General features: G+C 46.1%; 8 protein-coding genes. 2 read left to right on the forward strand and 6 right to left on the reverse strand.

The genetic code is table 11. The annotated features are described in order from the left end of the window. The 4 genes from C3B51_RS18600 to C3B51_RS18615 form a co-directional block, all read right to left on the reverse strand. On the reverse strand, window positions 1-210 hold a 210-nt coding region (locus tag C3B51_RS18600; RefSeq protein WP_130246007.1), incomplete at its 3' end, for a hypothetical protein. Between the two features lie 640 nt (window positions 211-850). After that, window positions 851-1369: a hypothetical protein gene (locus C3B51_RS18605; protein ID WP_130246008.1), complete on the reverse strand. Its 519-nt coding sequence runs from the start codon at window positions 1367-1369 to the stop codon at window positions 851-853. Continuing rightward, on the reverse strand, window positions 1366-12483 hold the full coding sequence (locus C3B51_RS18610) for a SpvB/TcaC N-terminal domain-containing protein (protein ID WP_130246009.1): 11118 nt from the start codon (window positions 12481-12483) through the stop codon (window positions 1366-1368). Before C3B51_RS18610 ends, C3B51_RS18605 begins: the two co-directional genes overlap by 4 nt. 1 nt (window position 12484) lies before the next feature. Beyond that, the gene (locus C3B51_RS18615) at window positions 12485-13912 is read right to left on the reverse strand and encodes a hypothetical protein (RefSeq protein WP_130246010.1); all 1428 of its coding nucleotides are present in this window, start codon (window positions 13910-13912) and stop codon (window positions 12485-12487) included. A 508-nt stretch (window positions 13913-14420) separates the two neighbouring features. Here C3B51_RS18615 and C3B51_RS18620 point away from each other — a divergent pair. Continuing rightward, window positions 14421-14654, forward strand: a complete 234-nt coding sequence (locus C3B51_RS18620) for a helix-turn-helix domain-containing protein (RefSeq protein ID WP_046002947.1) — start codon at window positions 14421-14423, stop codon at window positions 14652-14654. 66 nt (window positions 14655-14720) lie between these two features. Here C3B51_RS18620 and C3B51_RS18625 read toward each other — a convergent pair whose 3' ends face one another. Together C3B51_RS18625 and C3B51_RS18630 are read right to left on the reverse strand one after the other, a co-directional pair. Further along, complete coding sequence (locus C3B51_RS18625) at window positions 14721-15254, reverse strand: hypothetical protein (protein ID WP_130246011.1); 534 nt, start codon at window positions 15252-15254, stop codon at window positions 14721-14723. 134 nt (window positions 15255-15388) lie between these two features. Beyond that, entirely contained in the window at window positions 15389-16087 is a 699-nt protein-coding gene (locus C3B51_RS18630; RefSeq protein ID WP_130246012.1) for a tRNA1(Val) (adenine(37)-N6)-methyltransferase, read from the reverse strand. A 67-nt stretch (window positions 16088-16154) separates the two neighbouring features. Here C3B51_RS18630 and srmB point away from each other — a divergent pair, with 67 nt between their 5' ends. Continuing rightward, window positions 16155-17387 (forward strand): ATP-dependent RNA helicase SrmB, encoded by a 1233-nt coding sequence (gene srmB, locus C3B51_RS18635; protein WP_054014621.1) that lies wholly within the window; start codon window positions 16155-16157, stop codon window positions 17385-17387. Window positions 17388-17432 lie beyond the last annotated feature (45 nt).

Below are 17432 nucleotides of genomic sequence, written 5' to 3' on the forward strand. Positions count from 1 at the left end.
TGTTATCCGCACATCTTTAGTGGCAGGCTCGTAGCTGACTTGATCTTTACAGCTCAGCGTACTTGCTAAATCGGTGACCGATGCCACCTGACGCCCCAGGGCATCGTACAGGTACGACCGCGCCCAGCTGCCGCGCTGCTCGCTATTCAGACGCCAGGGGTTGCCGGTGTCGGATATCAGCGTGGCCCACCAACGCCGATTCCGAAGCATCCATATCAATCACCCACCCAAGAATCCGAACTGAATGTCTACGATTTTGGGTGGGTGTCCTTGTAATTTCGCACTTCAAAGTTAGCGCTGTCCCCTGATGTCGCTGCACTTTTAAGCGCCAGTTTCAATATTATGGTTAATCGAGCCAGAGAGATTGGTATTATCAACTCAACGATGAAAGAGTCTGGCCTATTTATAGACTTCATCAGACGTAATACTGAAAAAATCCATCAGATAGAGATTGAGATGACTCGTTTTGATCGCAGTAATAGAAACAATTGTCCAGAACTAAACGTAGTAACAGAGCACCTAAATAAGTTTCGAACACCCAGTCATCGAATAACCTTATAGCCTCATCTAAGCTTGTTACATTAATGTTTCTAACTTGGTCGTATGTGCTGATAAAGCAGGTCATGACAAATCGACTTTGTGGTCATACAACTCTGACTTACCTGTTCCTATCAAGCGATATATACAAGTGTATATCACACTCCCTGCGGACCACCTGGTCAATAGATGCGACCACAATGGTCAAACCGATGCGACCAAAAAATCGGTGACATACGACCAGAAACAGAAAAGCCCCGGCGAATGCCGGGGCTTTAGATTAAGTGTCTTTTATATTTTCCGTCTTTACAATTTATTTTTCCCTTTTACAATTTGGGAATAGAAATGCTCCAGACTTCAACACCGTAAATTCTTTAGTTCCATCTTCGTACTTAACATTTACTCCCATAAATGCAACTTTAAGAAAATAATCTCTGCCAGAAACCAAATTATAGTGTTTCCCCAGGTCTTTATAAATCCAATATTTTTTCTCAAACGCCTCAAATTTCACATTCTTTCCAGATAGGTTTCCATTAAAGTTACCTATCAATAATGCTGTTTTACGGTTATTTCCTCCTAGCAATGCACTTCTGTATGCCTCGGCATCATAAACAGAAAAAATACTTGGATCGACCTTGCTGGTAGTAAAGCCTTGTTCGGGTAATACAGTAATAACATATGGTGTTTTATTTTCCAAGGTCAGCAACGCATCAACCCGGTCACCATCACATTTTACATGCACATAAGATGACAATGTTCCCAAGATATCAATTTCATTTGAATACCCGGTAAAACTCAGACATAAAATAATGAAGTATATAACTTTTCTCATTCGAAAATTCCCATTACAGCATACTCAAATGCATAAGCGTTTTGTTGTAAGCTTATATGCTCACTACTCCTGAGCATTGAACCATAAAATGCGTTGTCGGATAAAGTTCTGATATTACCTATAGAGTGGTATGCCCCTTTTGGATGCACAAGCCCAACAGAATGACCTACTTCGTGTACGGTGGTGCTTGTTAAATCTCCTTTTGAACCAAAATTTAGTCCCAACGTACCATCTATTTGATTGTATACTCCATCCGCACCACTAATAGATAGCAACAGTTCTGTATTGTTTAGATAGTTATCAATTGACGAAATTGCTTCTGTAGACTTATCTATTAGGAAAGAGCGTGTTGCCTCAAACTGACCATCTTCTGAGAAGCCATACAGGCGTCTAATTTTTTTATAGTCTCCTGATTTATCGGTCAAAGATTGTCTAAACTCATTTATTTTCTCTTTAGATTCGTTCAAAGCACTTTTGGCTCTTTCCAACTGAGGTGCTGTTGGCTTCCCTTTTACAGAAGACGAGCCATTTTTGTATACATCACCCCAATCCGCTCTCATCGCTGCTACAAAAGCCGCACTGAATGCACCATTGGCAAATTTGCCGCCGGTCACTTTCGAAACGGTGCCACCGACTATAGCACCAATCACGACCTGGCCTATTGGATTACTGATTCCTCTTCCAATGCCGCCTGTTAATGCACCCAGTCCAGCGGCAAAGAATCCATGACCAAAGTTACCGCCCATCAACTTAGATGAAACGCCTCCAATCGCAGCACTCGCAAGTATTGCTCCGGCACTACCACCTCCGGGCATTGCCGCAGCTGTTAAACCTGCTGTTAGCCCTTTATTTAAACTTCCCGTAATTGCAAAGGTTGAGGCTGCACTGTAAGCAGCTGAGCACCAAGCCTGACATCCTGGAACAAAGTTTAGGGCTACTGTAATCATAGTGTTGAGCCAAGGTACCTTGCCAATAGCGCGAAGCATTTGCCACGTTCCCGTCGCCTTCATAGCACCCTTAAGAAGCTTCTTAAACAAATACCCACTCGGATCCGTATAACTCAGCGGATTATTCAACACATAACTATAAGCATTGTAATTCTGCAAATTATTCGGCGCCTGAACAAAAGGATCCGCCTGCATAAACCGGCCGGTGTCTGCATCGTACACTCGACCATTCATATGAATGATGCGGTTGTCGCCGCCGAGTGTGATGGGCTCATGGCCGGTGTAGCTGCGGAAGTTATCAGATACCATATCGAAGATACGCTGCGCCGTTGAAAAGTTCAGTGTATCAACCAGGTTTTGAGGCCCCTCATACTTTTGAACACCAAATACATCATAGGAATAACGGGCCAGTAACTCGTAGTTACGATTTGCGACTGCAATAACCGAGCCCTGATGGTCGGTAAACATCCACTGTATGGCGCTGTTACCATTCATAAAGTACTTTTGCTGCGCATCGTTGCCGATATAGCGCTTAATAAATGGCGTATTGTCGCCGCTTTCCTTGGAGCTTACGGTCAACTCCAGCGCACCAACGTAATAGACGGTCTGATTTTCATCAACGCGCTTATAACGGCGATTATTCACATCGTAATTAAAGCGTACAACTTTACCATCAACGGTGATGCTAGCCGCTTTATTTCGCGCTGTGTACTCAATGCTACGATAATCCGTACCGTCTATATACAGCTTGGTTTGATTACCATTTTTGTCATAGGCAAACCGTTCTGTCACCGTTCGGTCTGTGTCTGCCGATGCGGATTGTACGCCAATATCAGCGCTAAACAGTTGATCTCCTGGAGGAAGAATGGGATCAATAGGAGGCGGCAAAATAACCGGCTCAGAGCTACAGCTGTTATCAACATCTCCGGTATTGTAAGAGCGACTTGTTATGGCGTGTCTGGGCGCTTCACCCTGGCCATAATACTGAGACCACTTTCCACTGACCGAAGTACATTTACCGCTAAAATCCTCGCTCTTACTGAAACTTGCTTTAAACCTTAAGTTGCCACTGGCATCGTATCTAAACAACTCCTTATTCTCGACATGCGTTACCCTGTTCAGCAAATCATATTTATAATTTTGCTCAGGTAACGCAATCTGAGCACGACTCAGTAAATTGCCCAGACCATCAAAGCTGTAAGAATCCGCCTGAATATGGCTATAGTTTGTACTTGCAATGGTCTTCACCATACCCGCATCGTCATACGACACCGCCATGATTGCGTTACCTTTCTTATACTGGGTAACTTGCCCACGATCATTCAGCGACTGTACCTCATAGTATTGCTGAGCGTACTGCCCTTCTCGCGCTTCATGTTTCTGTGCAATCAGGCCGTGCTGGTAGGTATTTATCACTCCTCGGGCATCAATGTATTCGCCGTTTTCCATCCTGCGATAATCATCAAACTGATAGCTGACCCGGCCAAACTCATCATACGCCATTTGCTGGATCACACATTTGGAAGAAAGCGGATCAGACAGGTCTCGGCTCGGCGTGTCCGGATCATTGTAGCCTTGCTTGATCCGCAAATCGTTCAGGCGCGTGTTGAATACAACCCCTTCAGTACATTGCTGTGTTTCCAGCGCCGTCAATGTTGCGGCTGCACGCCCAAAGGTGTCGTAGTAGTAGTATTGAGCCCAGTTATCGCCCTGAGTTGCAGACTGTAACTGGTGCACATTCTCAGCCAGGGTACCAAAGTGCCATTGGCTCTCGCCTTCATACACAATGTTGGTCTGTTCAATGTGGGTTGAGTTGGCACTGGTGCTGTCCGGCTGCGTATGCCACTGGCGAACTTTGCGCCCTAACAGATCATACTTTATATGCGTTGCAACACCTCGCGCATCGGTTTGCTTGATTAGCTCTCCAAACGCATTGTACTCATAGCTCCAATCACCACGATCAACATCTTTCGTGGTTTCCTTACGGCCCAGCAAGTCGTAGCTGTTGTCTATCAGAATCATATTGTCAGCGGACGAATCTACCGTCAGCTGGTTGCCGCGACTGTCATAGGTGTATTCGAGAACCTTACCGTTGGCATCGGTGACTGATTCAATCTGCCCAAGTGCATTCTTGGTGGTTGTGGTTGTTTGCTTACCTGTGGAGACACCTGCACCAGTCAGCTCAACCGTGCTGACCAGATCATTCTGAATGTAGGTTGTTATCACCTGACTATTGTTATCTGTAGTCGATGTTACACGGTCAAAAGCATCATAGCTGTATGTAACTTCAGAACTCCCCGGCGCCTGCTGCATCAGAGCACGGCCATACTGATCATGCTCTACTTTCGCATTAAGCCAAGTCCCCAGAACAGTGATAGTGCTGGTTTTATACACTCTGCCCATTCTGTCCATGAATTGTTTCTCAACCAATTCACCATTGACAAGTTTATTGACCTGAGCAACACACTTGTCACTGTCCTGACAGGCAGTCAGATACTGATAACTTTGTGCGCCAGACGCACTATAAGTACCAATTTTTGAGCCAAACACGTCATACAGAGTGGTCACTCTTGTGCCATTTACCGTCCGCACTTCAGTTGGCAGCCCAAACGCGTTGCGTGCCTCTACTTGTGAACTTTTTGCCCATAATACGTTGCCAGCTGTTGACGGCTCCTGTTTGTTGGCTTTTTGTCTGGAATAAAGCGGATACCGTTTCTCTGAGTCGTAAATAGTTTCTGTGATACGGGTTTGCTTGTCATCACTACCACATGCAGAGTTAGAGGTACTTTTTTGTTTTAGATTGCCCAAGGCATCATATTGATAGCTGGTTGTCAGTTCATACTGACACCCTTTGCCCTTTGCAATCGTCTCACTTTCAAGCATATACGCATTAGCATGGCTGGCATCATAATAAGTAAAGTCTGACGTCAGCGTATGAGCCGCCTTATCAATGGCTGAATGCGTAACCGTTGATGAAACCAAACGACCAAGCTTTTTATAGCTATCCGTTGCACCATAATTATTGCTGGTCGTCACACTTGAGAGCGGGTTGGCCACGCTTAAGCTGTCAATGCTGCGCCAGGCCTGATCATTTGAGAAATCTACAATAGGCGTAGAGCGATTGTCGGCTAGTTGTTTAGCAATGGTCTGAGTCACATTGCCATACACATCCTGCACTGTTTCGGTACTCGAACACTGACTTGAACCAATTGTCGAGTCAGCATTCATATTGATCCGACTGGTACATTCTTTCGACAGTCGATTATAAACCTGATACGTTCGCCCTGAATTATGCTGGTTAGGCTTTAAGTAATAGTCGTTCACCGCACTACTGATCACCGTGCCATTGAACGCTTTAATGGTTCTGGCTGGCATACCTGTTAGCGGAAATGCCTGATGATAACGCGTGGTTGTACTAAACTGCTGACCGTCTTTGATATTGACTGTAGTCAGGGCTTTAAAGCCAAGCATGCCTCGACCACCAAACTGTACTTGTGCTCCTTCATAACTGTATTCAACAGCGCTTATCAAAGTATCATCAGAAGAACTTGGGCTATCTGTCTCAACCCGCGATACCAGTACCATTGGCCCACCATTGATAGGCGTTACTTTCAAGCCCTGAGCTTTAAATGTGCTGCTATCTTTCTGATCCTCAGCGAAACGAGGCACTCCATGTGCGGATGAGGAAGGTTTATAGACAGCCTCGTCAGACATTAGTGCATAGTGTATTTGAGTCTTGTTACCGTAACCTTGGGTGATACCTGACAAATACCCTTCATAAGGTGATTGATCCAGGTTGAATTTCACCAACACTTTGTCACCAGTTCTAAACATCAGATCAGGTACGCCATTGCGATCGTAGTCGCTGAAAAACGCGATATCCCCTTTGTCCAATTGCATATAAGGCGTCAAAAATGGCGTGTAATTTGGTGTTTTAACGAACTCTTCTTGTGCAACTTGCCACACAAATTGCACCCAACTATGGGAACTTGACTGGCTATGCTCAACCGGGAAGTACAGCTCTGTTTGGCCGTCTTTATTGACATCCATCACCATTGGCGCAATTTTATCGCTTATTAGACCCTCACGATGTGGAACCGTTTTAGACCAGTCAAGGTGCATATCTTCAAATAAAATGCGCTCACTTGACTGATTCAGCACAACACGCCAATCCTTTACAGCATCATTGTAATTCGCTGTTTTAAGGTAGATAAAATCAATCAGACCGTCCCCATTCACATCAGCAGGCGTGAGGAGCTCAATATTTTTTGCCGGATACTTGGTAATCGAGTTCGAATCAAAGTACCTCAGATACCCGCTACTGGTCAGGCCCTGGTTAATATTGACATAAACATAGCTCGCTTTGTCATCACCACAATTATTGTCTGGGCACCTAAGCGACACAATATCCGCCAATCCATCAAAGTTTACGTCCATTGCATACCAGGGCGTATTCTTCTGGGTCATCTGCGAGTAGTCACCCGGTCTATTTGAATTGGCAACGCGAGGCTCTAAGAATTCGTTTGTCACAGGGTCGTAAAACGCGACAAAAATCTCATTTTTATCATTGAACTTAGGATGCCACTTACTATCACCAGGCAAACGCGCTTCTTTTTGCTGGAATACTAGATCGGCATAACCATCGCCATTAAAATCAGCAAACCTGCTGCTCTTGATAAATGGCCCATAGCTGTCAGATAGAGGTAAAGGCGACCACTCAATCGACCCTAAGTTTAAAGACGCGCGTGTCCAGTAGTAAGTATTGGTTTTGTGATTGCCATTGTGGTTATCTTGCAAGCTGATCCACAACGACTGCTTGCCATCACCATTGGCATCAACCGCCTGCATATCCACCGTGTCTGAATTGTCATAACGGGATATTTTACTACACGCAACTTGGCTTGCTGGTTCAAAGGTGTTGCCTTCCCAGAGACATAGTTCGTATTGTTTATCTCCGATTTTTTCCAGAGTAGCTACTTCTGCAGTACCATCGCCCTGAGCGTCGATCATCGTCATGGCTGCCAGTTTATTGTCCTCTGATGGCGCGAAGACCTCAGCATACGACTTGTACTTTATGTCACTGGCAAACGGTGTGTAGTCGAACTCTATCGGACGTTTGCATATTTGGTTGCGACACTGCTTAATACTTTTCAGGGTGCGCACACCATTATTCTCAGTAGCAAATGCCAGTGAATAATCACTTAACTCAAAGCCGTGGTGATTAGTTACTCTGATCCCCTCCAGATGCGCTACCTGGGTAAGCTTGGCACCATCAATATGGCTTGAGCGATAAGTCTCTGTGACAGAGTAAGTAAACTGCACGGTATTGCCGCTATACTCAATCGTACTCAGTACTTTTTCGTTACTACCAAGCGGCTGACCATCTGAAGCCTCCTTTGTATAGGTGTAATAGATGGAGGTTTCATCGTTTTGCAGGTTATCTGTGACCTTTCGGATCATCCAGGTCAGTACATGCTCTTGCTCTTCGCTATCAACAATGCGTACTTCACTGTTTTCAGTACCTCCGTAGTACTTGTAAGAGCCATCTTTACCCATGACGACAAACATATCCAACCCGGTCTCTGGGTTATTCGCAAGCACGATTGTCTGGTGACTCTCAATCTCAGTTTCATAGGTAGCGATCGTCGAAAGGCCGTCAATAGACTCATCCACATCCAGTTTAATCAGGCGCTGCCCATCTAAGCAGTAACGATCGTCATCACTCAGGGTTAACCCTTTGAACTGACCATCCTGAGCCAAAGTCTGGCGACAGCGTGTAACACTGGACGTGGCACTTAAACTCCAGCCCAGTGCAATACTGGTACGGGACGTTTGAGAGTTGTAGTCAAGACTGACTGATGGTTGAACCCCTGTAATACCGACTGGTAACTCTATCGGAACATTGTAGGCCGCCGACCCTGATTCAGTTACGCGGAAGCTACCCATAGTTGGGGTGAAGCGAGCGTGCGTTAGCAATACATCCATTGACGGCGCATTATTCTGCGCCTGTACAAATGGCAATGAAATACTAGGTGGTGCAGTCTGGGTACTGTCATTGATCAGTACTCGCTCTTCATTAGAAAAGTTATTACTGCAGTGCAATACTCTTGGGTTCCCTTCCAGGGCGACACGGACGCAGGCTTTAACTTTAAAGCGATATTCGCCATTGTCATAGGCATTCACCCAAGAGGTACTATCTCCTGTTACCGGTCCATCCGTCGCAGTTTGTGCTGCGATAACCTCTGCCCGGTAATAGTCCTGATTGTGCTGTGACACATAGAGCTCATATTCCTCAACAAGCGAATCTGAAGACATGGTCAGTTCAACCGTACCGCCCCCCTTGTTGCTCAAGGTAAGCGACGGTGCACTGAGTCCATCAGCAGCATCAACCGGGTTAGTACCCAACTCAATCTCAACCTCATCGCTTAACCCATCTTTGTCTGAGTCATAGTCATAGTTACAATCATTCACCACCCGGCAGTAGTTATAGAAGTAGTCGAGCAAGTTGAATGTGGCATTGTCATACTGGCTTCTGGCGGCGCCGGCTTCCAGCAATGCAATAAACACGTCAGCACGGGTAACACCTGATCTGAGCTGCGCAACCCAGTAGGCCTGATCGCCTCCTCCCAAAATTTCGTCGCCAGTCACTGTACCCAGAAAATACTTGAACAGAGTGTTGATAAACACGGCATCATCGGCATTCGCCAGCTCAGGATTGGCGTTGATTAAAGCACTGATAATTTCATTAAACGAATATCCGTTATCATACAGATATGCCAACAGGCTTAATTGATCTTTGCTCGGTGCGCGCTGCAGCAGCACTAGCATGGCTTTGGTCAGTGCAACTAGCTGGGTATGCTCCTGATTAGGCTGCCAGCGGCTACTTTCCCATTGTGCAATCTGCTCTTTGAAGGCGTCATATAATACACCTAAGTCTCGCCATTTTATGGCGTTGGCAGAAATCATGGTTCTGTCGATAACATGCAGCTCGCCGTCAGCCGTTTTTACGTAGAGTTGCCCGGATGCAGCCACATCCACCTGGTGATTAATGCCGGCCGGAAACTCGTACTGCCACTGTACCTGACCTGTTTGCTTATCCAGTGAGTACAGGTTGCTGTCCATGGAACCAACGTACAGGTTGCCATCCTGGTCCAGTTGCGCAGGAGCAATAATCGGCCCTTTGGAGGTAAACAGCCAATCCTGAACTTTTCTCAAAGAACCACTGCTTTGTTTTGGCCTGTGACGCAACTTGTAGAACTGATGATTTTCTGAGCCAAAATAAATGTGATCATCATCTGCCACACTTTCAACTAAGGGCCGTGCGGTCACCTTAGCTGGAATATCATCGCGCCCACTGTTTTTAGTTTGGGGTTCATATACCCACAACTTTTTAAACTCATTATGAAAAGCACTGTAACCTGCCAGACCGGTGTCCTCACCAATATAGAGGTATCCGTTATCACTCATAGCCATCTGACCTTCAAGCAGATCAGGCTGGCCGCTGCTACCTGTAGAATCTACCATCAGCGTGCTTTGCACTAACTTGCCGTCTTTCCATACCCCGTTGGTCGCAGTGACGTGCAAGCCACCCTTTAGGAACCCTTCCTCGACTTTTTTATCAATCTTGGCTGTGATGGTGTTGTCATCAATAACACGATAACTATAGGCTGAAAAAACTTCACCCGTTGCGCGGTTACGAACCTTTATCCGACTCTCGGCCCCCCCTAAAAACAACCCTGTTACAGTGAAATCACATTGCGTTTCGGAGCACGCAGATACAGTTGCAGATTGCAGTATTGGTGGCATATGAGCAATGGTGATCTGTTGACCCGCTGTACAGCGATCCATGTTGTTGCATGCGATCAGTTCGTGGGTAAAATGACCTTGATTTAAGTACACCACCGTATACTGATTTGACGTTATCTTGGCAGATAGCTGATTCGGCGTATGGTGTTTGTCGCTCGGTAACCCAGGCCAGCTGTTCAGCTGATAATAATCTGTAACACCATCCGCATTATCAGGCCAGCTTAGTGTGTAGCGACCATCAACTTGCCGTGTGTGATCATTAAAACGCGGTGCCACAGGTACAGGAGTTGGATGAAAAATTGGGCGTTCCTCTGTCACCTCATCACCATACACCCTATTAGGATTGTTAGGAGAAAAATTGACTGGCGTTACTTTAAATGTCAGTTGCTTGCCATGTAATGCCGGGGTTGTTAAAAAGGTATAGCTTAACTCAAAGTTACCACTGACATTCAGGGTAGTCTCGTCCTTAAGAATTTTTTTGGGGTCCTCGCCTTCTGGGGTTTCCTCCTCATCAAGGTACACTTTTACAATCAGCTGTTTGGTTGCGTCAAAGCCCTCCATGGTGAGCTGCTCACCCCCTTCAACTCTCGTTGAGCTGAGTTTCAGCCCTGTCGGCCTTGCTGGTATCTCATGCTCAACAGCAATATTGCCCAGTTTTTTGGTAACTGACTCACCGGTGTTATCTGTCAGAGTCAGCTGAATTTCTTGTTCACCAACTGTGTTTGCTTGCCAGGAAAGCGTGACTTCCTGCGCCTCGCTTGGAATAGTTGCCTGCGGCAGTGTAATTCGCAATGCAGGATTTGCTGTCACAGATTGAGTTACATTATTGCTGGTTAGCCTAAGACCGGTTAATTCGTTAGAGTCAGGTGAAAAAGCGGCAACTTTCACTTTAGCCGTGACGGTGTCGCCAACGCGGACCGGGTTTGAACTGGCACTGGGCGCCTTAGCTACCGCAAAAGAAAAACGGTCTTTAAATACAAGTAAATGATTGGTTGGCGTGCTTAGCCCAACATCGTGGGCGTCTTTGGCATGGACAGACACATACCATTCATTTGAGTTGGTCAGAACATGACCGCCGGCATTATAATAAGAAAAGTTCGTTTTACACTCAGCACTACCCGGTTTATTTGCAAAATCGCATTGCTTTAACAATTTTGCACAGGCCGTGACCGATGGCTCACTCTGGCCTTTTGAGTTTAAGCAGATTTTCACCTGCTTCACACCGCTGGCATCCCTTGCGGTTGCCGTAACCTCAATGGTTTCATCTTTAGTCACTGAATCTGGCAAAGCATTCAAGCTGGCACTGGGCGCATAATTAAAGCTCACAGCGGCTTGCTTAGATGCCGAAGCGCCCTGTTGATCGCTCACACTGACAACAATTGGAAACTCATTACTCCCCTGGCCTGGCGTGGCAGCGATTGGTACGTCGGTACAGGTAATCTCGCTCGTGGAAGAGGTACAGTGGCTACTGTCTTTATATTGGACTGCGTTGATTGTAAAGGTGTCCAGATCCAATTTATTATAAGACTGTGTATTTGCATCTTTGATAGTAAACGACACCAATGCATCGTCACCTGGCATCAGCACATTATTGTTTTTTATGGTGATATTGGAAATAGTCGGCGCGATATTGGGCTCTAAGACGTAAAAGCTTACGGTTTTACTGTTGCTGATATCATCACTGTCTGTGGCGGTTGCTGTCCAGGAGTGATAACCAAGAGAAAACGTATTCGCATTATACTCTATGTTGCAGCTGAGCTTTGATGCACCTGCATTGGTACAGGTTTTAACGGGAGTATCGTCTTTTTTAATAACAATTTGCTTCAAATCTCCGCCATCATCGTTGGCGGTAAAGCGCACCGTCACGGGCTGATTTCTGTCGATGTTACCGTGGTCTATATTTGAAAAAGATGGGGTGGTCTTTTTCTTATAGGTGACGTCCATGGTGCAAGTTTTCTCATGATACGATTTATGGCACTCCTCCCGACAACCAGATTCAGACATTGTGATAACTTCCACAGTAAGTGTGTGCTTACCAAATCCAGGGAGCTTTTTCAATTTCACATAGGGAATATGGGTTTCGTAGGATGTATAAGTTGCGCCGCCTGTCCAGTTAGAGCTTGAGTATTCTGTGCCACCAATTTTGATAAAGCCAATGCTGTCAAATTCCCTGTCAACCTCAGAGGAGGAATACTCAGCTCCCTCCATCTTAGTGAGGTCGATTTTGTATTCTCCACTATCAGATAGAAATGACAGGTCGGTTGCATCGGTACATTTACCCGCCATAGCGGATGCTGACATGCCGCTCATTAATGCAAACGCTAATAGGGTAGCCGCTTTGGTTACTATTGTTTTTTTCATGTTATAGCGCTCCCTTCCATAGTACGGTCATCGGCTTAGGCTCACTTAGTGCGTTTACCGACAGCACGCCAAAACTACGCGACTGTTGTTGCACAGAACTTGCTGTCGGAACAGCTACGCCGAGTACCTGATCTTGGTCTTTGACGAGTATTAACTCGGTTAAACCTTGAATGTTCTTTTTATTCAGAAATAAAGTTGGGGTGTTAATGACAGGCTGTTCGATATGCTCTGTCAGCGTAAAACTCTGTGGTTCTGGGGTTAAATCTTGCTGATCAAAAATCTTTACTTTACCGCTGTGATAAAACGCATAGACCCCCGTGGCTTTTTGATTTACACCCGCCAGTGAGTCCATAAATTTCGCAGAATAATCTCCATCATTATTAATTATGACTGGGCTGGTAAGTAAGGCATCGTCTTCATAAGTTGTGCATATCAGAGAGTCAATATCTGCTAAACGAACTTTACAGGTTCGCCCCTGATTATCCGAGTTCGTTTCATTGTAGTAGAGATGGTTTTCTGTCAGGCGAGGGGCGCTATTCACCACGCCTTCTAACTCGATAGCCCACCCCTGCTGCCAGGAAACGGGTTGTTCCTGCTCTTTTTGTGCTCTAAAAAAATATAATTTGCCATCATGCGTAGAGAAAATCAGATGGTGCTCATTTTGAAAGACAGTGCGCTCAATAATATCCAAATTTAAACCGAACAAAGGTTGTTTGTAGTCACTTTTAGTGCCGATTGCTAAGAACGGATTTTCCTCAGCGATCGGCACCTGAATAGACGTTGAGGTGCTTTGTCCATTAAATCCATAAGCCGTTAAAGTGAATTGCGAGTCGCCAAATACTGTAAAAGATTGTCTACCCAAGCTCGTAGATGAGATCCGCGTAGTATGACTACCACCGTTTTGAGTATGCGTAACCACTGCACTTGTCGCGCCAGAAAGCTGCCAACCAACTATAACAGCACTGCCAGCTGTCAATGCGTTATCATCCTGAGCATAAAAGGCGTTGATCGCCAACGCTTCGCTCACATTTGTGTCCTCTGGATTACTTGATGAGCAACCAAAACGATGACAGGCTACAACTTTAAAGCTGCCGCTACCGTTATATCGATAAAAGCTGGTAGTTACACGAGATGCCACCAGCTGCCAAGTTTGACCATCAAACTTGAATATCTGGTAGTAGTCGGCCTGTGGTGAGGGTGTCCAGGCAAGATTTGTATACCCATCAAGTTCCTGGCTTGAGAGTTTGACTATCGCGTCTGGGCGCAATTCTATCGGAATAAATGTCGTTATTTTCCCCACCTGAATCGGTGCATATGCTTGCTCAAACTCAGTTTGACTGCTTGCATCCACTATATGCGTGACACACAAGTTAATCAGAGCGAATAGTAAGGTAAGTGTGGCTCTGCTCGGAAAAGCGCTTATCATCATATATATCCTTTGATCGCTTAAACTATATCCTGCTTCTATTATTTATTATCAATGAGCTACGTTATTTATCTCATTTATCCATTTGTATCAGACGCCCAACATTAACAAAAGGTAAATTAAATATAGATATGATTGGGAGAGCAATATTGTATTGTTCACTTTGTATTCAGGTCAACAAGAAAAATGTTTATCTATTGACCAGAGGCGAGATCAAAACCAAGATCTCTTTAATATGACATTTTTCTTAAATGTTTATGGAGGACTTCTCTGTTAAATTCTTCATTTTGACGCCCGCAAATTTTTGACTGGCCACAGTCCCTGATGAATCAATTCATAACCTACAAAAAAGTCGCACATTATTATTTTTTTCATTGCAATCTGAGTTACAAATTACCCATTGCAGGAAATAGCAATAGGCGTCCGGGAAAGTGATTTTAAGATAATGCGTCAAAGTGTATCGAGCGAACCCGGCTTTACCTTTACAACAACAAACAAAGGAATTACCACTATGGACTTTTTTTCCCGATACATTACCGGTGATGATCTCAGGAAGTTAAGAAAGAACAAAGGCGTGACAACGCAGGCGATGGCCACGCAACTTGGCGTGTGTCGTAAAACCTATGAAAACTGGGAACGCGATGTTGGCCAACCTAAACTCAACCAATTCTTTGCAATGGTGACCTTTTGCTCCGTAGATATCTCTGACTTTCTGACTAAGATACGTCAGCACGGTCAGGCATGACTCTCCTCCCTCAGAGCGTTCGAGTTCAATCTGCTCTGAGGGTTTAGTATAACCCTGAAAATTTCTTCAAGCTTCAGCCTGTGTCTCTGGCAGTTCATGTACCCAACGCACTTCCCTCATCCAGCTTGTCATTGTAGGGAAGCCCTTTTCCGGGCAGGTCATATCCCAAGCTGTCAGCAGCGGATCGCCAAAGACTCCTCCATTTTGGAAACTCTCCTTCAGCGCCTGATTCATGCCCTGATAACTGTTTTCCGGGAAAACCAGATCAATCGGTAAACCAAGGTGCCAAATGGCAGCCACAGACCAGGCGGTTGCCGCCATTTCTTCACCGTCCATGGCTTGTTTTTCACGCCCATTTTTAAGCCCGTTTTTGTACACATCTTTGTGCAGCTGTGGCCTGAATATCGGCTCACACACTGCAATGTGGCCCGCTTCATGGAGTATGTCTCCCGGGCAAACCAGCTTATCAACGTCTATATGTAGTACGCCATGTACGATTTGTAGCCCCGGTAAAAACATCTCTCCCTCAACGGGGCAAAGCGCATGAGGCAAATTTATGTCGCTCAGAAAGTCACAGATGATTTGGGTATCTTGGTCCATTATCGGCTCCTTGCACTGGGCATGCATTAACCCAGTTTAGTCTTATTTGGCTATTTGCGAGTGTAGCGCTTTTAAAACATCTTAGATATTACATAAGATTACTGCATGAGTGCCCATTACGCCGCCCCTCTGGGTCACATTTTTAGATAGAAATCACGACACAGAGCAATAAACGCCTCGCTATACTCCCCCATTTTGTTTCTCACACACAGGCTATGCAGCTCCTGCGTGGTTTGGTTACGGTGGAATTCCAGCATCAGCCTGCTCATAGGTTTGTCGGGCGTCATGGACACATTACAACGGCGTGCCAGATATAGACCGCGCTGAACAGCCAGCGTGATAAACGCGAGTCCTTCCTGAGCTGGTAAAATCACCGCCAATCGACCTTGTGCGTGACTGTGGCGCATAAATGCCTCTATAAGTTGCACAAAACTCAAACTGTCGGTGTGCCGTGCGGTGTTACGGGCGGCATCCGGCCCTTTTAAGCTGTGATTAAAGTATGGCGGATTGCTGATCACCAAATCATAAGACTGGTCCGAGACGAATGTCTGAATGGGTGTATGGTGTACACAAATGTCCTCCCAGGGACTGGCGTAAATATTGTCCTTTGCATCCAGACAGGCCTGCGCATCAATTTCAACCGCATCTATAGCAAGCTTTGGGGCGCGCTGTTTGCACATCAAACTCAGTAACCCCGTACCTGCGCCAATGTCGAGCATGCGCTGGGCACCGGCCACAGAAACCCAGGCGCCGAATAACACCCCATCGGTCGACACCTTCATTGCACTGCGCGATTGCGCCACCGTAAATTGCTTAAATGCAAAGCCTGCCATTTTGCTCCTTTGAGAAACCCGGATTGCCAAGTATAATTCCGCTATTGTCCTTTATTTGTGATGCACTATGCAATTTACTGAATTCGATCTCGACGGCACGCTACTGACTGCCATAAAAAAAATGGGCTTTGAGCAAGCCACCAGCATTCAACAGCTGGCCATTCCGGAGGCCCTGATGGGCCGCGATATCCTTGCTTCCGCGCCAACGGGTACAGGTAAAACAGCCGCGTTCCTGATCCCGGCAATTCAGTATTTGATGGATTTCCCGCGTCGCGACCCTGGGTTTGCTCGTGTGCTGATCATGACACCGACCCGCGAGCTTGCCTACCAAGTGTTTGAGCAATGCGAAGCGCTGGCAGCAGGCACGCACCTGAAAATCGGCGTAGTGACCGGGGGAATTAACTACGGCAGTCACAAAGAGATCTTCGAAAAGAACAACGATATTCTGATCGCCACACCGGGGCGTTTGATGGAATACCTCGAAACCGAGAACTTCCACGCCGATAACGTTGAGCTGTTGATCCTCGATGAAGCCGACCGCATGCTCGACCTGGGCTTTAAAAAAGAAATGCTCAAGATCTGCAACGAAGCCAAAAACCGCCGTCAGTGTTTCCTGTTTTCAGCGACCCTGGAAGGCGACAGTGTTGAGCTGTTTGCCGAGCGTATCTTAAAAGATCCGGCGCTGCTTGAAGCCGAATCATCGCGCAAAGAAAAAGGTAAAATTCATCAGTGGATCCATCTGGCCGATGATTACGAGCATAAACTGGCGATGCTGGCCAACCTGCTGCAAAGTGAAGACGTCACTAAGGCCATTGTGTTTGTCAAAACCCGCGAGCGTCTCGAAAAACTGGTTGGCGAGCTATACACCCAGGACATCAAAACCACCTGGCTGCGTGGTGAAATGCCGCAGGACAAGCGTATGGCCGCCATGGCCAGCTTCCACAGTGGTCGCACCCGCATTCTGATCGCCACCGATGTCGCGGCGCGTGGTATCGACGTTGCGGATATCAGCCATGTCATTAACTTTGATATGCCGCGCACTGCCGACATTTATGTTCACCGCATTGGTCGTACCGGTCGTGCCGGCAAAAAAGGCACTGCTATTTCTCTGGTTGAGGCCCACGATGCCGAGATCCTAGGCAAGGTTGAGCGCTATACTGAGCAGAAACTAAAACGCCGCGTGATAGAAGGGCTGGAGCCAAAACACAAAGAAGCTAAGCTGCCGAAAAAGAAAAAAGATCCGGCAAAAATCAAAGCCAAGAAAAAGGCCGCCAAAGTCAAAGCGAAAAAGAAAAAGTAGCCTGACCAGAGCCATATCAGGACGCTGCCCGGCGTCCTGAGTTTT

Origin of the sequence: Pseudoalteromonas rubra (assembly GCF_004212645.1) — a bacterium.
GTDB classification, from domain to species: domain Bacteria; phylum Pseudomonadota; class Gammaproteobacteria; order Enterobacterales; family Alteromonadaceae; genus Pseudoalteromonas; species Pseudoalteromonas rubra_G.